General features: G+C 72.0%; 15 protein-coding genes. 9 read left to right on the forward strand and 6 right to left on the reverse strand.

The features are described from left to right. Position 1: 1 nt before the first annotated feature. Entirely contained in the window at positions 2-1,018 is a 1,017-nt protein-coding gene (locus tag BLV72_RS19405) for an alpha/beta hydrolase (protein WP_093463749.1), read from the reverse strand. A gap of 221 nt (positions 1,019-1,239) precedes the next feature. Here BLV72_RS19405 and BLV72_RS19410 point away from each other — a divergent pair, with 221 nt between their 5' ends. Further along, on the forward strand, positions 1,240-1,854 hold the full coding sequence (locus BLV72_RS19410) for a TetR/AcrR family transcriptional regulator (RefSeq protein ID WP_093463750.1): 615 nt from the start codon (positions 1,240-1,242) through the stop codon (positions 1,852-1,854). A 30-nt stretch (positions 1,855-1,884) separates the two neighbouring features. Here the strand turns inward: BLV72_RS19410 and BLV72_RS19415 are convergent, their stop codons facing one another. Next, positions 1,885-3,054: a lipase family protein gene (locus BLV72_RS19415; RefSeq protein WP_093463752.1), complete on the reverse strand. Its 1,170-nt coding sequence runs from the start codon at positions 3,052-3,054 to the stop codon at positions 1,885-1,887. Between the two features lie 99 nt (positions 3,055-3,153). Then, complete coding sequence (locus BLV72_RS19420) at positions 3,154-4,245, reverse strand: AraC family transcriptional regulator (RefSeq protein WP_093463753.1); 1,092 nt, start codon at positions 4,243-4,245, stop codon at positions 3,154-3,156. 187 nt (positions 4,246-4,432) lie between these two features. On the opposite strand from BLV72_RS19420, the gene BLV72_RS19425 reads away from it, so the two are divergent. Beyond that, on the forward strand, positions 4,433-4,879 hold the full coding sequence (locus BLV72_RS19425) for a cupin domain-containing protein (RefSeq protein WP_093463755.1): 447 nt from the start codon (positions 4,433-4,435) through the stop codon (positions 4,877-4,879). 119 nt (positions 4,880-4,998) lie between these two features. Here BLV72_RS19425 and BLV72_RS19430 read toward each other — a convergent pair whose 3' ends face one another. Further along, the gene (locus tag BLV72_RS19430; RefSeq protein ID WP_030834854.1) at positions 4,999-5,202 is read right to left on the reverse strand and encodes a cold-shock protein; all 204 of its coding nucleotides are present in this window, start codon (positions 5,200-5,202) and stop codon (positions 4,999-5,001) included. Positions 5,203-5,558: 356 nt separating this feature from the next. On the opposite strand from BLV72_RS19430, the gene BLV72_RS19435 reads away from it, so the two are divergent. The 6 genes from BLV72_RS19435 (at position 5,559) to BLV72_RS19460 (ending at position 12,308) form a co-directional block, all read left to right on the forward strand. Continuing rightward, complete coding sequence (locus BLV72_RS19435) at positions 5,559-6,416, forward strand: menaquinone biosynthetic enzyme MqnA/MqnD family protein (protein WP_280143057.1); 858 nt, start codon at positions 5,559-5,561, stop codon at positions 6,414-6,416. Between the two features lie 80 nt (positions 6,417-6,496). Then, on the forward strand, positions 6,497-8,290 hold the full coding sequence (locus tag BLV72_RS19440; RefSeq protein ID WP_093463757.1) for a serine/threonine-protein kinase: 1,794 nt from the start codon (positions 6,497-6,499) through the stop codon (positions 8,288-8,290). A 105-nt stretch (positions 8,291-8,395) separates the two neighbouring features. After that, positions 8,396-9,595: a cyclic dehypoxanthinyl futalosine synthase gene (gene mqnC / locus BLV72_RS19445; protein WP_093463758.1), complete on the forward strand. Its 1,200-nt coding sequence runs from the start codon at positions 8,396-8,398 to the stop codon at positions 9,593-9,595. Next, positions 9,595-10,044: an imidazolonepropionase-like domain-containing protein gene (locus BLV72_RS19450; protein WP_059145054.1), complete on the forward strand. Its 450-nt coding sequence runs from the start codon at positions 9,595-9,597 to the stop codon at positions 10,042-10,044. The genes mqnC and BLV72_RS19450 overlap by 1 nt, the downstream gene beginning before the upstream one ends. A gap of 54 nt (positions 10,045-10,098) precedes the next feature. Further along, complete coding sequence (locus BLV72_RS19455; RefSeq protein ID WP_093463760.1) at positions 10,099-10,791, forward strand: demethylmenaquinone methyltransferase; 693 nt, start codon at positions 10,099-10,101, stop codon at positions 10,789-10,791. A 206-nt stretch (positions 10,792-10,997) separates the two neighbouring features. Next, complete coding sequence (locus BLV72_RS19460) at positions 10,998-12,308, forward strand: geranylgeranyl reductase family protein (RefSeq protein WP_208905673.1); 1,311 nt, start codon at positions 10,998-11,000, stop codon at positions 12,306-12,308. A gap of 126 nt (positions 12,309-12,434) precedes the next feature. Here the strand turns inward: BLV72_RS19460 and BLV72_RS19465 are convergent, their stop codons facing one another. Further along, positions 12,435-13,217 (reverse strand): VOC family protein, encoded by a 783-nt coding sequence (locus BLV72_RS19465; protein WP_093463761.1) that lies wholly within the window; start codon positions 13,215-13,217, stop codon positions 12,435-12,437. Positions 13,218-13,470: 253 nt separating this feature from the next. Between BLV72_RS19465 and BLV72_RS19470 the strand changes: the two genes are divergently transcribed. Further along, a complete protein-coding gene (locus tag BLV72_RS19470) occupies positions 13,471-13,890 on the forward strand; it encodes a CBS domain-containing protein (protein ID WP_014054060.1) in 420 nt (139 codons plus the stop codon). 74 nt (positions 13,891-13,964) lie between these two features. Here BLV72_RS19470 and BLV72_RS19475 read toward each other — a convergent pair whose 3' ends face one another. Continuing rightward, positions 13,965-14,780, reverse strand: coding sequence for a C40 family peptidase (locus tag BLV72_RS19475; protein WP_093463763.1), 816 nt, complete (start codon positions 14,778-14,780; stop codon positions 13,965-13,967). Positions 14,781-15,174 lie beyond the last annotated feature (394 nt).

Consider the following 15,174-nt stretch of genomic DNA (forward strand, 5'->3'; position numbering starts at 1 on the left):
GTCAGGCGATCGGGTCGGTGAGGAGGGGCAGGGCGCGGGTGAGCTCGCGCTCCCAGTAGGGCCAGGTGTGGGTGCCGGGGCCGTAGAGATGGGCGGTGACGGCCAGACCGTGGGCGCGGGCGCGGCGCACATAGCGCTGGGCCATCTCCCCGAGGCCGCGCTCCAGGGTGTCCTCGGGACGGTCCGGGGGGTCGAGGGGGCCGGGAGTGCCGTTGCCGCAGGCGACGTAGAGCGGATAGCCGCGGGGGAGCCGGGGGATGAGGGCGTACGGGTTGTGGGCGTCCCAGAGCGCGGACTGGGCGGCGGGGTCTCCCCACAGGGCCGTCGGGTCGGCGCCCTGGCCCGTAAGGATGCCTTGGATGCCGGCGGGGTCCAGGGTGGCGTCGATGACACCGCTGAAGGACGCCGCCGCGCGGAACAGGCGGGGGTGGCGGGCGGCGTAGGACAGGGCGCCGAAGCCGCCCATGGACAGCCCGGCGATCGCACGGCGGCCGTTGGCCCGTAGGGCGCGCTCCAGGAGGGGGCGCAGCTCGGCCAGGTGGAAGGTCTCCCAGGCCGGCGGGCCGTAGTGGCCGCCGTTCCACCAGTTGGAGTAGAAGCCGACGGGGCCGCCCTCGGGGGAGACGATCAGGGCCGGGGTGCCGGCGGTGATGGCCTCGACATCGGTGTTGAGGGTCCACGCCTCCCAGCCCGGTCCGGGGTCGCAGCAGCCGTGGAGCAGATAGAGGACGGGCCAGCGGTGGTGGGGGCGGCGGTCGTAGCCGGTGGGGAGGAGGACGCGGGCATGGCCCTCGCGGCCCAGGGCGGGGGATTCGATCGTCAGGTCGAGGACGCGCTCGCTGACGCGGTCCGCGGCGATGAGGCGCGCGCGGGCGGGCGTCCGGCGTCCGGCAAGGGCTTCCGGCGGACGGGCCTTCGAGGAGCCGGGCTCCGGGGAGCGGGCTTCGGCGGTGGTCGTCAGGAGCGGTGCGGCGGCCAGCGCGGTGAGTGCGGCGACGGCTCTGCGGCGGTTCGGCATCGTTCGTTCTCCTTCGCGGCGCTGCGTACGGAGCTGAACGGGGCACGGTGCGTGGTCAGTTGAAACTTTGATGTCGACGGGCGGCCGTGGCAAGAGTGCCGACAGCGGTCCCACGTAGGCTTACCCGCGATATGTGTGCGGGGGCACGATCGAAGGGGGCGGCCTGCGTGGGCGGGGCGACGGGGAGCAAGCGCGTACCACGGGCGGTGCGGGAGCAGCAGATGCTGGACGCGGGGGTGCGGGCCTTCGCGCGCAGCGGCTATCAGAACGCCTCGATGGACGACATCGCCGAGCTGGCCGGGGTTTCCAAACCGCTGGTCTATCTCTATCTCAACTCCAAGGAAGAGCTGTTCACGGCGTGCATACGGCGGGAGGCCGCGGCGCTGGTGACCGCGGTGCGCGCCGCCGTGGAGCGGGACGCGCCCGCCGACCGGCAGTTGTGGAGCGGGCTGAGCGGCTTCTTCGCCCATGCGGCCGAACATCCCGAGGGCTGGACGCTGTTGCACGTGCAGGCCCGTACGCATGGGCAGCCCTACGCGCGCGAAGTGGCCGCGATGCGGGCGGAGATCGTGGAGTTCGTGACGCAGCTGATCGGGGCGGCGGCGCGGGAGCACGCCCGCGGCACGGCGCGCGCCCGGACCCTCGCGGGCACCGAGGTGTCCGGGCTCGCGCACGCGCTGGTGGGCGCGGCCGAGTCGCTCGCGGACTGGGCGGGGGACGGAAGAGCGGGCGGGCACTCGGCCAAGGAGGCCGCGGCCACCCTGATGAACTTCGCCTGGGCGGGGTTGGGGAATCTGCTGCAGGGGACGGGATGGTCGCCCGATCGGGTCGGGTGAGGTGTGGGTCGGCGTAGTGTCGGGCGGGCGTCAGGCGGTGCAGTTGCCCCGCGTCGGCTCGTCCGCCAGCCGCCCGGCCATCCAGTCCAGGGCCGCCGGGATCCCGGTCAGGGCCGTGGTGACATGGTCGAGCGGATAGTCCTGCCACTCCACCGGCACGCCCCGGGCGCACCAGCGGGTGCGCAGCGCTGCGCCGACCCGGTACGGGATCAGCTCGTCGACCAGGCCCTGGTAGAGGTAGACGGGGCGGTCGGGGGAGCGGGTGCCCAAGTACGAGAATCGCAAAGCGAGTTGCCAGGCCGGGTCGGCGAGTGGGTCCCTTACGGTCACCTCGGACATGTGCTGGAAGAGCCCGGCGATGGTGCTGAGGGCCACGCAGTTCCGCTTCATGAAGTCCATATAACCGCGGCCCCGGTCGTTGAGGTACGCGTCGAGCCGCAGTGCGGGGAAGGCCGCGTCCTGTCCGGTGAGTGCCATAAGGGCGAGCCCGGCGCCGGCCCCGCCGTCGTTGTAGTCGAGCGTTGTGGGGAGATCGGCGGGCACGCCTCCGGCGGCCGTGCCCTTCAGCCGCAGCTCGGGGGCGTACGAGGCGTGCAGTTCGGCGGCCCAGCCGGCCGCTTGGCCGCCCTGGGAGTAGCCCATGATGCCGACGGGAGCCTCCGGTGAGAGTCCGGCCTCCGGAAGGCGCTGGGCGGCGCGCGCCGCGTCCAGGACGGCATGGCCCTCGGACCGCCCGGCCGTATAGGTGTGGTCGCCCGGGGTGCCCAGCCCCTCGTAGTCGGTGACGGCGACGGCCCAGCCGCGGCGCAGTGCGAGGTCGATCAGCTGGGCCTCGATCGAGGTGCCCTGCGGGAACCGGCCGGAGACCGCGCAGTCGTCGGAGAGGCCGACGGCGCCGATGCCCCAGGTGAGGAGCGGCCGGGGGCCCTGTTTGCCGTCGTCGGGGACGACGACCGTGCCGGAGACGACGTCGGGGCGGCCGGTGGCGGTGGTCGAGCGGTAGGCGATGTGCCATGCCCGGGTCGCGGTCGGCACCCCGGGCAGGGTCCGGAAGGCCGTGGGGGCGGAGGTGACGAGATCGCCGGGTCTGCCGGTGCCGGTGCCGGCGGCCGGGGCGCCCGATACGGCCGCGGCGGCGGGCGGCGCCGAGGCCAGGGCCAGTGCGGCGAGGGCGGCGAGCACGGTGGTGCGGATGCGCATACGGCTCTCCCAACGGTGCGGGCGGTGCGCTCTGGTGGTGCCGAGTCGCTGTGGGAGGACCGTAAGGACGGGCGGAATGTCTGTGGCTGACCGCGGCGCTCAGATTTGCTGACTCCATGTCTCATGTCGGTATGCGCCCGGAGTTGACCCGGTCCAGCGCCGGAACGCCCGGTGGAACGCCGTGTCCTCGGAGAAGCCCAGCCGTGCGGCCAGGTCGGCGATGGGTTCGGCCCCCTCGGCGAGGCTGCTGACCGCCTCGTCACGCCGCACGGTGTCCTTGAGCTCCTGGAAGGACGTGCCCTCCTCACGCAGCCGCCGCCGCAGCGTCGCCGGGCTGACCGCCAGCCGGGCGGCGACCTCGGGAAGCTCCGGGAGCCGCGCGGTGCGCCGGCCGCGTGGGCTCATCGCCGTGCCGCCGCGCGCCCGCAGCGCCCCGGTGAGCGCGTGCCGCACCTGCTCGGCCACGGTCGTCGCGTAGGCGCGGCGGCTGAGCAGCCCGGCGGGCGCGTGCCGCAGCAGCGTCCGGAGCGTGGACTCGTCCTGGACGACCGGGGCGGACAGCCAGCGGCGGTCGAAACCGGCCGCGGTGCGCGGTGCGCCGAACCGGGGCGGGCAGCCGAAGAGCGGCTCGTAGTCGTCGGCGTACGGGGGCGGGGGATAGGCGAACTGGGCCCACAGCAGCGGGATTCGGCGGCCGATCAGCCAGCCGGCGAGCCGGTGCCAGATGAGCATGAGCCATTCGGCCACGATGTGGTGCTCGGCCGCCGTAAGGCCGTCCTGATGCGGGCCCAGCCCGCCGCGCAGGGCGAACACCGCCTCCCGGCCACGGTCCGCGCCGCGCTCCAGGGCCAGATTGGGTCCGCCGGGGAAGAGCCGGTAGAAGCGGGCCCCGCGCTCCACCGCCGTGCCGAGATCGGGGCAGCCCAGCGAGGCGTAGCACATCATCGCGAAGGTGCCGGGGCGGCTGCGGATGGTCCCCAGCCCCAGGAACTCGTCCCCGGTGGCCCGGTGCAGGGCGCGCACCAGCCGGGCGAACTGCTCGGGGGAGACGCGGGCGCGGTCGTCGGTGAGCAGCAGCGGGGGTATCCGGGCCCGTTGCAGCAGGGGGACGGTGTCGAGGCCGAGCCGCTGCGCACCGCGCAGCGCGGCCCGCACATGGTGCACCGTCACCGTCCGCCGCCCGCGCCCCATGGTCAAAACCGTAGCCCGATCAGGCCGTTGCGTCAGCGGTGCGTCGCTGGACCCCTACACGGCGTGAACACCTTAAGGGTGCCTCGAACTCCTTCATGCCGGGTGAGTGCCTTGAGCCGAGGGGGCGTGAGCGCCTTACGGGCTATCCTCGACGGCCCGTGACGGACCTGTGAGAGCGGTGAGGGACATGACCACGACCCGGCGGCCCGCGACAGCCGAATTGCTCGGTCTCGAGCCCCATCCGGAGGGCGGCTGGTACCGGGAGACCTGGCGCAGCGATGTCACGGTGCGGCCGCCGGGGTACGAGGGCGAGCGCGCGTCGGCCACGGCGATCTACTTCCTGCTGACTCCCGGTGAGGAGTCCCGCTGGCATGTGGTGCGCTCGGCCGAGCTGTGGCTGTGGCACAGCGGCGGCCCGCTGCGGCTCCGGCTGGGCGGTACGGGCGACGGCCCGGAGGCGGCCCCCACGGAGCTGGTCCTGGGCCCCGATATCGCCGCCGGCCAGCGGCCCCAGGTCGTCGTCCCGCCGGGCACCTGGCAGTCGGCCCGTCCGGTGGCGGACGAGGAGGTCCTGGTGAGCTGTGTGGTCTCCCCGGGCTTCGACTTCGCCGACTTCCGGTTGCTGGAGGACTGACCGTCCCCGCGAGGCTCCGGGAAAGGCGGAAGGCCGGAAAGGGCGGAGAAGAGGCGGAAAGGCAGGAGCCCCGCTTCCCGCCAGGCGGGGAGCAGGGCTCCTTAGGTGGTGCTGCTGGATCAGACGGCGCTGACGTTCTCCGCCTGGGGGCCCTTCGGACCCTGAGTGACGTCGAAGGTCACGGCCTGGTTCTCCTCAAGAGAACGGAAGCCGGTCGCGTTGATCGCGGAGTAGTGAACGAAGACATCGGGGCCGCCGCCGTCCTGGGCGATGAAGCCGAAGCCCTTCTCGGCGTTGAACCACTTGACGGTTCCGGTAGCCATAAGCCCTCCTTGGGCCAAAGGGTTGCCCTGCTCCAGAACCTGCAAGAAGTCTGAAAACTACAAAAGCCTGCGGTTACATGCTCCGCAGGCTCTGTACTGCAAGGAAACCAAACTGCAACTTGCGGCGAGCCTAGCACGCTCCGTGTGCACGAGGAAAGAGCCGAAGATCACGAAAACGAGGGGTTTCCCTGGCTTCCAGGATGGATAAGATCGCAGGTCGAGCGCTTACCGGTCAGTCAGCGCAAGGCCGGCCGACCACCCCGCCGCCATTCCCGAGGGTGAGCGGGGCTAGCCTCCGAGACGTGGACAATTCACCGAGTTCCCCCTCGCGGAGTACCCAGGACGCCTCCGAAAGCATCAGGCCCCCTGTCGGTCATCGGCTCAGCCGGCCAAAAGTGGGGCACATCCAGTACCTCAATTGCATGCCGTTGTACTGGGGCCTCGCCAGGACCGGATCCCTCCTGGATTTCGAGCTCACCAAGGCATCTCCCGACGCCCTCAACGACCTGCTGGTCCGTGGCGATCTCGACATCGGCCCGATCAGCCTGGTGGAGTATCTGCGCAATGCGGACGATCTCGTCGCGCTCCCCGACATCGCGGTGGGCTGCGACGGACCCGTGATGTCCTGCGTGATCGTCTCGAAGGTGCCGCTGGAGCAGCTGAACGGGGCGCGCATCGCACTCGGTTCCGCCTCGCGCACCTCCGTACGCCTGGCTCAGCTGCTGCTCGCCGAGCGGTACGGGCTCACGCCCGACTACTACACCTGCCCGCCCGACCTCAGCCTGATGATGCAGGAGGCCGACGCGGCGGTGCTGATCGGCGACGCCGCGCTGCGGGCCAATCTCCACGACGCGCCCCGGCTCGGCCTCCAGGTCCACGATCTGGGGCAGATGTGGAAGGAGTGGACCGGGCTCCCCTTTGTCTTCGCGGTGTGGGCGGCCCGCCGCGAGTACCTGGAGCGGGAGCCGGAGATCGTCCGGGGCGTGCACCAGGCGTTCCTGGAGTCGCGGAACGTCTCCCTGGAGGAGGTCGGCAAGGTCGCCGAGCAGGCGGCGCGCTGGGAGCAGCTCGAGGCGTCGGTGCTGGAGCGCTACTTCACCACCCTCGACTTCAGCCTCGGTGCGGAGCAGCTCAAGGGCATCGCGGAGTTCGCCCGCCTTACGGGTCCGACGACCGGATACCCGGCGGACGTCCGGGTCGATCTCCTGACCTGACCTTCCGGACCGCACCGACCTGCGTGGATGGCGGGAACACCCCCTAAGCTGGATCGGCGCATGGAGGGGGAGGCAACGCGATGGATCCGCTGGGAGCGGACGATCCGCAGGTCATCGGCGCGTACCGGCTGCTCGGACGGCTCGGTTCGGGTGGGATGGGCCGGGTCTTTGTGGGACGCAGCGCGGGCGGGCGCACGGTAGCGGTGAAAGTTGTGCACGCCCAATTCGCGCTGGACGAGGAGTTCCGCGCCCGCTTCCGGCGCGAGGTCGACGCCGCGCGCCGGGTCGGCGGCGCCTTCACCGCGCCGGTCCTGGACGCCGACCCGGAGGCACGCATTCCGTGGGTGGCCACCGGCTATGTGGCGGGCCCTCCGCTCAACCAGGCCGTGTCCGACGAGGGGCCGTTGCCCGAATCGGCGGTGCGGGCCCTGGGCGCGGGGCTCGCCGAGGCCCTGGCCGCGGTGCACGCCCTCGGCCTGGTCCACCGCGACGTCAAGCCGTCCAATGTGCTGCTCGCGCTCGACGGTCCGCGGCTGATCGACTTCGGCATCGCCCGGGCCACCGAGGGCACGGTCTCGCTGACCTCGACCGGTGCCTCCATCGGCTCGCCCGGCTATATGGCGCCCGAACAGATCCTGGGCGAGGGCGTCGAGGGCGCCGCCGATGTCTTCTCCCTGGGCGCGGTGCTGGCGTACGCGGCGACCGGCAAGCCACCGTTCCCGGGCGACACTTCGGCCGCGCTGCTCTACAAGGTGGTGCACGACGAGCCCAAGCTCGGCCCCGAGCTGACGGGGGACCTGCGCGATCTGGTCGCCGCGTGCCTCGCCAAGAACCCGGCCGACCGCCCCACCCCCGAGCGGATCGTGCGGCGCCTCGCCCCCGAGGACGGCGCCTCGGGGCTCGCGCGGCCGGGCTGGCTGCCGGGGGCGCTGGTCGAGCGGGTGAGCCGCCAGGTGGTGGAGCTGCTCGACCTGGAGGCGGAGGCCGTGGCCCTGCCGCCGGCGGCCGAGCGGCCCGCCATAGGGTCGTCCGCCACAGTGCCGCCCGCCATAGGGCCGTCCTCGGCCGGGCCTTCGGCCACGGAGCCGCCCGCCGCCGGGCCCTCCACCACCCAGCCGCCCACTGAGGACTCCCCGACCCCGCCGCCCGCCCCGGCCCCGGGCTCACCCCTGCTGGGCGCCTTCGGCCCGCCCGACCCGTCGTACGCCAACGGGCTGCCCCCGAAGGACCGGCCGGCCGGGCCCCCGCTTCCCTCCCCGCCGTCCCCGCCGTCGTCGAAACCGGGCGGCCGCAGTGTCGCGCTCTCCGCCGCCGTCGGCGGTAAGAAGCGCCCCAAGGCGCTGAGCTGCACGCTGGTGCTGTCCGTCGCGGGCGCTCTGGCCGTGGCGACGACCGCCGCCGTGCTCTTCAAGGTGCTGCCCGGCGGCTCCGCCGACAACAACGACCAGGGCGCCGCGGACCCCCACGCCTCCGCCACCGAGCGGAACCCGGGAGACGGGGCTCCCGACGGCTCCGGGAAGGGTGCCGTGCCCAAGGCGTTCCTCGGCACCTGGCAGGGCGATCTGACCTCCGACTCGGGCATCCCGGTGGGCACCTTGACCATCACCTTCCGGCAGGGGCGGACCGGACAGGACGTCGCCGGCGGCCGGGTCAAGCTGTCGGTGCTGCGCTGCGACAGCACCTGGAAGCTGGTCTCGGCCGCCCCGAAACAACTCCACCTCGACGCGCGCCTGAAGGGCTCCGAGCCCCAGCAGGGGTGCAGCGACGCCTCGACGGACGAGCAGTTCACCCTCACCTCCGACGGGGCGCTCAGCTACAAGGCGAAGGACGAGCAGGCGGGTGACCCCACGGGCACGCTGCGCAAGCTCCACTGAGCGGGGCGGGCGGCACCGATGCGCCCGCCACGTACTCGTACAGGCGTACAGGCGCTGGCGTACGCTGGGTCGGTCCACCCATAAACCTCCGAAAGGTACGCCCCGGTGACCGCAAACGCAGAGGTGCAGGTAGTCCTCGACCGCGCCGCCGACGGGGGTCGGATCACCCCACAAGAGGCGCTCGACCTTTACCGCTCGGCTCCGCTGCACGCGCTGGGGGCCGCCGCCGACGCGGTCCGGCGCCGTCGTTACGCCGGCACCGAGCACATCGCGACGTACATCATCGAACGGAACATCAACTACACCAACGTCTGCGTGACGGCGTGCAAGTTCTGCGCCTTCTACGCCGCGCCGAAGGACACCGCGAAGGGCTGGAGCCGCGATCTCGACGACATCCTGCGGCGCTGCGCGGAGACCGTCGAGCTGGGCGGCACGCAGATCATGTTCCAGGGCGGTCACCACCCGGACTACGGCGTGGAGTACTACGAGAAGCACTTCTCGGCCATCAAGAAGGCGTTCCCGCAGCTCGTGATCCACTCGCTGGGGGCGTCCGAGGTCGAGCACATGGCGCGGATCTCGGGCGTCTCGGCCGAGGAGGCCATCCGCCGTATCCACGCGGCCGGTCTGGACTCCTTCGCGGGCGCGGGCGCCGAGCTGTTGCCCGAGCGGCCGCGCAAGGCCATCGCACCGCTGAAGGAGTCGGGCGAGCGCTGGCTGGAGATCATGGAGATCGCCCATAACCTCGGCGTGGAGTCCACCTCCACCATGCTGATGGGCACCGGCGAGACCAACGCCGAGCGGATCGAGCACATCCGCATGATCCGCGATGTGCAGGACCGTACGGGCGGCTTCCGCGCCTTCATCCCGTACACCTACCAGCCCGAGAACAACCATCTGAAGGGCCAGACGCAGGCGACCGTCTTCGAGTACCTGCGGATGATCGCCATCGCCCGGCTCTTCCTCGACAACGTCGCCCATATCCAGGGTTCCTGGCTGACCGTCGGCAAGGAGGCCGGCCAGCTCGCCCTGCACTACGGGGCGGACGACCTCGGCTCGGTGATGCTGGAGGAGAACGTGGTCTCCTCGGCCGGCGCCCGCCACCGCTCCAACCGGATGGAGCTGCTCCACCTCATCCGCGCGGCCGGCCGGGTCCCCGCGCAGCGCGCGACGACGTACGAGCACCTGGTGGTGCACGACGACCCGGCGAACGACCCGGTCGACGACCACGTCGTCTCGCATCTGTCCTCGACGGCGATCGACGGTGGCACGGCCCACCCCGAGTTGACGGTGATCCAGGCGTCCTGATGCTCACGCTCCACGCGGCGCCCGTCGTCCGGCACACCCCCGACGACGCGGCGCCGCTGCACGACGCCGCCGTCGCGGTCGACGGCGACCGCATCGCGGCCATCGGCCCCCTGGAGGAGCTGCGGCGGAGCTATCCGCGGGCCCGGGTGCGGGAGTGGCCCGGGGAGCTCGGCCCGGCCCTCGTCCACGAGGGCCCGGTGCCGGACGCGCCCAGCCCGCGGGAGCGGATCCACGCCCTGCTGCGGCGGGGCGCGACCGCCGTCCTCGCGCACCACCTCGGGGACGCCGAGCTGCGCGCCGCCGCCCACCGGGGCGGTATCACCGTCCTGGACCGGCCCCGGCCGCCCGTCCTGGCCCCCGCGGGCCGCGCGGACCTGGCCGTCTTCGACGCGGACGGCGCATGCCTGGCCACGGTGGTGGCGGGGCGGCTGGTGCACCGGCGCCGCTGAGGCACACCGGGCCCCGGGCGGGGGCGCGGTGCGCGGGAGGTGAACAATGGGGGCGTGAGCCGAGCATCCCTGGACAAGCAGCCGCACGAAGTCGCCGCCATGTTCGACGGCGTGGCGGCCAAATACGACCTCACCAACGATGTGCTGTCGCTCGGGCAGGCCCGGCTGTGGCGCAAGGCGGTCGCCCGGGCCGTGGACGCGCGCGCCGGTGAGCGGGTGCTCGATCTTGCCGCCGGTACGGGGACGTCCTCGCTGCCCTTCCAGGCGGCGGGCGCGTACGTGGTGCCGTGCGACTTCTCGCTCGGGATGCTCCGGGAGGGCAAGAGGCGCCATCCGCGGCTGCCGCTGACGGCGGGCGACGCCACCCGGCTGCCCTTCGCGGACGGGGTCTTCGACGCCGTCACGATCTCCTTCGGGCTGCGCAACATCCAGGACACGCAGGGGGCGCTGCGCGAGATGCTGCGGGTGACCCGGCCCGGCGGACGGGTCGTCATCTGCGAGTTCAGCCATCCCACATGGGAGCCGTTCCGCACGGTCTACAGCGAGTATCTGATGCGCGCGCTGCCGCCGATCGCGACCTCGGTCAGCAGCAACCCGGACGCGTATGTCTACCTCGCCGAGTCCATCCGCGCCTGGCCCGATCAGCCCCGTCTCGCCGCCCGGCTGCGGTCGGCGGGCTGGGAGCGGCCGGCCTGGCGCAACCTCACCGGCGGCGTGGTGGCCCTCCACCGGGCGTACAAGCCGTAAGGCGGCCACGAACGCCATAGGTGCCGTAAAGCGGCCGTACGAGCCGTAAGGCGGCCATGGGCGGTCCTCGGCCGGGCCGTGGCGGACGGCACCTTGCTGCCCTTCGCGCCCCTTCGCGAGTGCCGGAGTTTGGCCGCACATAGACTGCAGGTGTCCAGTGCCCGGCGTGACCGGCACGCCGTTACCGAGGCTTGGGGAGACCCCGCGTGAGCGAGACCGCACCCACCGAGAGCGCGTCCTTTGGGATCTCGGAGCGCAGCGCCGATGTGATCGTCGTCGGCGCCGGACCGGCCGGCTCCACCACCGCCTACCACCTCGCCAAGGCGGGGCTGGATGTGCTGCTGCTGGAGAAGACGGCCTTTCCGCGCGAGAAGGTGTGCGGTGACGGCCTGACCCCGCGCGCCACCAAGCAGCTCGTGGCCATGGGCATCGACATCTCCGAGGAGGCGGGCTGGCTGCGCAACCGGGGCCTGCGGATCATCGCGGGCGGGGTGCGGCTGCAGCTCGACTGGCCGGAGCTGGCCGCGTACCCCAACTACGGCCTGGTCCGTAAGCGCGACGACTTCGACGAGCAGTTGGCGCGGCAGGCACAGAAGGCCGGGGCCCGGCTGTACGAGCGCTGCAATGTGGGCGCCCCGATCACCGACGAGCGCACCGGCCGGATCACCGGGGTCCACGCGAAGCTGGGCGAGGAGAAGACGCCCGTCACCTTCCACGCGCCCCTGGTGGTCGCCGCCGACGGCAACTCCACCCGGATCTCGCTCGCCATGGGGCTGCACCGGCGCGAGGACCGTCCGATGGGCGTGGCCGTGCGGACGTACTTCACCTCGCCCCGCCATGACGACGACTACCTGGAGTCCTGGCTGGAGTTGTGGGACCGGCGCGGTGCGCAGGACCGGCTGCTGCCCGGCTACGGCTGGATCTTCGGAATGGGCGACGGCACGAGCAATGTGGGCCTGGGCGTCCTCAACACCTCGTCCTCCTTCAAGGAGCTCGACTGGCGCGAGGTCCTCAAGGCGTGGTGCGCCTCGATGCCGGAGGACTGGGGCTACACCCCGGAGAACATGACCGGCCCGATCCGCGGCGCCGCGCTCCCGATGGCCTTCAACCGGCAGCCGCACTACACCCGCGGGCTGCTGCTCGTCGGTGACGCGGGCGGCATGGTCAACCCGTTCAACGGCGAGGGCATCGCCTATGCGATGGAATCCGGGCAGATCGCCGCGGACGTGATCGTGCAGGCCCATGCCCGCGCCACCGCCCCCCAGCGCGAACTGGCCCTCCAGCGCTACCCGAAGGTCCTCAAGGACACCTACGGCGGCTACTACACGCTGGGCCGGGCGTTCGTGAAGCTGATCGGCAATCCGAAGGTCATGAAGCTGGCGGCGCAGCGCGGGCTGACGCATCCGATGCTGATGCGGTTCACCCTGAAGCTGCTGGCGAATCTGACGGACCCGACGGGCGGCGACGCGATGGACCGCATCATCAACGGCCTCACCAAGGTGACCCCGCGAGCCTGATGGCCCGTCCGGACGCCGCCACGTGCCCGTGTCCGGACGCCCCGGCCGCGTGCCCGTGTCCGGACGCCCCGGCCGCGTGCCCGTGTCCGGACGCCCCGGCCGCGCGTACGTCCGGCGGTCCGGCCGCTAGGCCCCCGGGCCGCCGCTCGCGATGACGCCGAACGGCGCCCGGACCACATCCGCCAGCCAGGCCATCCGGCCGATCCCCTCGGCCGACATGGCCGGCATCAGCACCGAACCGCCCAGGTCCTGCCCCTTGGCCACCACCGCGTCGCAGTCCGCCACCTCGAAGTACGGCAGCCACTGCGGCGGCGTCGAATGCCCCTCCTGGAGCTGGGCGACGCCGCCGAAGGAGCCCTCCCGGCCGGCGCCGGTGGTCATCAGCACCGTGTACGACCCGCCGGGGAAGGACATCTCCTCGGCGTCCCAGCCGAAGACCTTGCGGTAGAAGGCCAGGTCCCTGGGGGGATCGGGGGAGTGGAGCTCGGTCCAGCACAGGGTGCCGGGGTCGTTGACCGCGTCCAGCCCCGCCGTCCTGCCGGGCTGCCAGATGGCGAAACGGGCGCCGCCGGGGTCGGTGAACTGGGCCATCCGCCCCTCCTCGAAGACGTCGAACGGCGCGAGCCGCACCGTGCCGCCCGCCTGCTCGACGGTCTTTGCGGTCGCCTCGGCGTCAGGGGTGTGGAAGTACGGCGTCCAGGCGGGCCGTGCGCCCTCCTCGGTGAGCGGCCCGACGGCCGCGACGGTCTTGCGGTCCAGGGTGAAGAAGCCGTACCCGCCCGCCTCGGGGCCGGCCGATTCGAAGCGCCAGCCCATCAGGGAGCCGTAGAAGGCCGCGGCCGCTTCGGTGTCGGGGGCGCCCAGATCGAGCCAGTTGGGGGTGCCGGGGACGTAGTCGGTGGTGAGCATGGGCGCTCCTTCGACGGTCGAGCGCGAGGACGCGGGAAGTTCTGCTGGCGATTGCCTCGTTCTGTCAGGGATTGCCTCGTTACTCAGTCTGGCACCGGGCACCGACAGCCGCCGCCGGGCTCGACATGACGTCGGGGCGGGGCGGTGGTGACAATGAAGGCGGGGGCGCCGTGCGCGCCAGCCGCGGTGACGCCGGATCGATGGGGCTCACAGGGCCGGTTCCACCGCCGGTGGGCCTGGCAGGAGGTACACCATGACGAAGGCAGCGGACATCATGCACCCGGGCGCGCAGTGGATTCCGGAGAACGAGTCGGTGCTGCGTGCCGCCCAGATGATGCGGGACCTGGGCGTGGGGGCCCTGCCGGTCAGCGACAGCAACGAGCGGCTGTGCGGCATCGTCACCGACCGGGACATCGTCGTCGGATGCATCGCGGAGAACTGCGATCCGTCCCGGACGCCCGTCGGGCAGCTCACCGAGGGCACCCCGCGCTGGATTCCCGCGGACGCCGATGTCACGGACGTCCTGCGGGAGATGGAGGAGCACAAGATCCGCAGGCTGCCGGTGATCGACCAGAACAAGCGGCTGGTCGGAATGATCTCCGAGGCGGATCTGGCGCACCACCTCAGTGACGACCTCCTCGGCGAGTTCCTGGAGAAGGTCTACGCGCAGTAGGCGCGCGATGGGGGCGTGGGGCCGCCGTCCGCGGTGGAACGGCGGCCCCACGCCCCTGTGTCGGGAGGTGCGCCTTACAGGACGCGCACGGCCCCGGTGGGCATGTCGTAGTCCAGCGGGCGCTCGACGATCCCGGTGCTCGAGTTCTGGGCGCCGATGAAGTTGCCGTCGCCGACGTAGACGCCGACGTGGTACGCGCTGCCGGCGCTGCCCCAGTAGAGCAGGTCGCCCGGCTGCAGGGAGTCCAGCGAGACCGGGGTGCCGGTGGTGGACTGGTCCTGGGAGACGCGCGGCAGGCTCACGCCGACCTGCTTGAAGGCGGCCTGGGTCAGCCCGGAGCAGTCGTAGGAGGACGGGCCGCTGGAGCCGAGCACATAGGCCTTGCCCAGCTGCGCCTTCAGGAAGCTGATCAGCGTGGCGGTGTTGCCGGTGGCGTTGCTGACGCTGGTGGTGGACAGCGTGGTGCGCTCGGCGGAGCGCGACGCCTTCGCCGCCTGGGCCTTGGCCTCGGCCGCACGCTCGGCGGCCGCCTTACGGGCCGCCTCCCGGGCTTCCTTCGCCTTACGGTCGGCCTCCGCCTTGGCCTTCTTGGCGGCGATCTTCGCGTGGGCGGCCGCCTGCTCCTGCTGTGCCTGGAGCTCGTAGTCGGATGCGGCCTGCTGTGTGGCGTCCGCGGTCTGGGCGGCCGTGCTCGCCAGCGTGGCGCTGACGGTCGGCATCTCCAGGGTGGACTCGGCCGGGGCGGCGTTGGACTCCGCGGCGGAGGCGGGCACGGCGGCACCGGCCACCGCGAGGGTGAGGAAGCCACCGGTCATCCCTGCGCGGAGTGCACGCGTGGACGCGGCACGGCGGGGCTTCCGGTGGCTGGGTATGTGTGCGACTGGGGACATAGGTCCTTGGCTACCAGGGCCCTAAGGCCCAGATCAACAAAAGTGGGGTGCGCCACATTTGACGTGCACACGCCCAGAAATCGGACCAAATGATCTTCACGGCTCCGTCGGCGGCCATGCCCGAATTTCTCGATCATGTCTCTACGCACGGCATTTGGCGGCCATGCGGTGTCTGCGGGCGATCTACCACTGATGCGCCCGGCATACAAAGGGTTCCCGGGAAATCTAGATCCACAACCGGTCCGGGCGTGGGATACCTCACTCGCTCCGAGCCGCTCGTGAACGCGTGCGCGAACCGGTGATCCATCGGCGACCGACCCATGATCGATCGCCGCCCGGGGCGAGGGTCACCCATGAGGATGGTGGACGCCTATCAGCTGACAAAGTCCACTGC

It is taken from the genome of Streptomyces melanosporofaciens (assembly GCF_900105695.1).
GTDB classification, from domain to species: Bacteria; Actinomycetota; Actinomycetes; order Streptomycetales; family Streptomycetaceae; genus Streptomyces; species Streptomyces antimycoticus.

Excerpts from the sequence above, each read along its gene's own strand:
- BLV72_RS19440 (WP_093463757.1), top strand. The coding sequence starts at position 6,497 with ATGGATCCGCTGGGAGCGGACGATCCGCAGGTCATCGGCGCGTACCGG.
- BLV72_RS19405 (WP_093463749.1), bottom strand. The coding sequence starts at position 1,018 with ATGCCGAACCGCCGCAGAGCCGTCGCCGCACTCACCGCGCTGGCCGCC.
- BLV72_RS19450 (WP_059145054.1), top strand. The coding sequence starts at position 9,595 with ATGCTCACGCTCCACGCGGCGCCCGTCGTCCGGCACACCCCCGACGAC.
- BLV72_RS19475 (WP_093463763.1), bottom strand. The coding sequence starts at position 14,780 with ATGTCCCCAGTCGCACACATACCCAGCCACCGGAAGCCCCGCCGTGCC.
- BLV72_RS19470 (WP_014054060.1), top strand. The coding sequence starts at position 13,471 with ATGACGAAGGCAGCGGACATCATGCACCCGGGCGCGCAGTGGATTCCG.
- BLV72_RS19415 (WP_093463752.1), bottom strand. The coding sequence starts at position 3,054 with ATGCGCATCCGCACCACCGTGCTCGCCGCCCTCGCCGCACTGGCCCTG.
- BLV72_RS19425 (WP_093463755.1), top strand. The coding sequence starts at position 4,433 with ATGACCACGACCCGGCGGCCCGCGACAGCCGAATTGCTCGGTCTCGAG.
- BLV72_RS19430 (WP_030834854.1), bottom strand. The coding sequence starts at position 5,202 with ATGGCTACCGGAACCGTCAAGTGGTTCAACGCCGAGAAGGGCTTCGGC.
- BLV72_RS19465 (WP_093463761.1), bottom strand. The coding sequence starts at position 13,217 with ATGCTCACCACCGACTACGTCCCCGGCACCCCCAACTGGCTCGATCTG.
- BLV72_RS19410 (WP_093463750.1), top strand. The coding sequence starts at position 1,240 with ATGCTGGACGCGGGGGTGCGGGCCTTCGCGCGCAGCGGCTATCAGAAC.
- BLV72_RS19420 (WP_093463753.1), bottom strand. The coding sequence starts at position 4,245 with ATGGGGCGCGGGCGGCGGACGGTGACGGTGCACCATGTGCGGGCCGCG.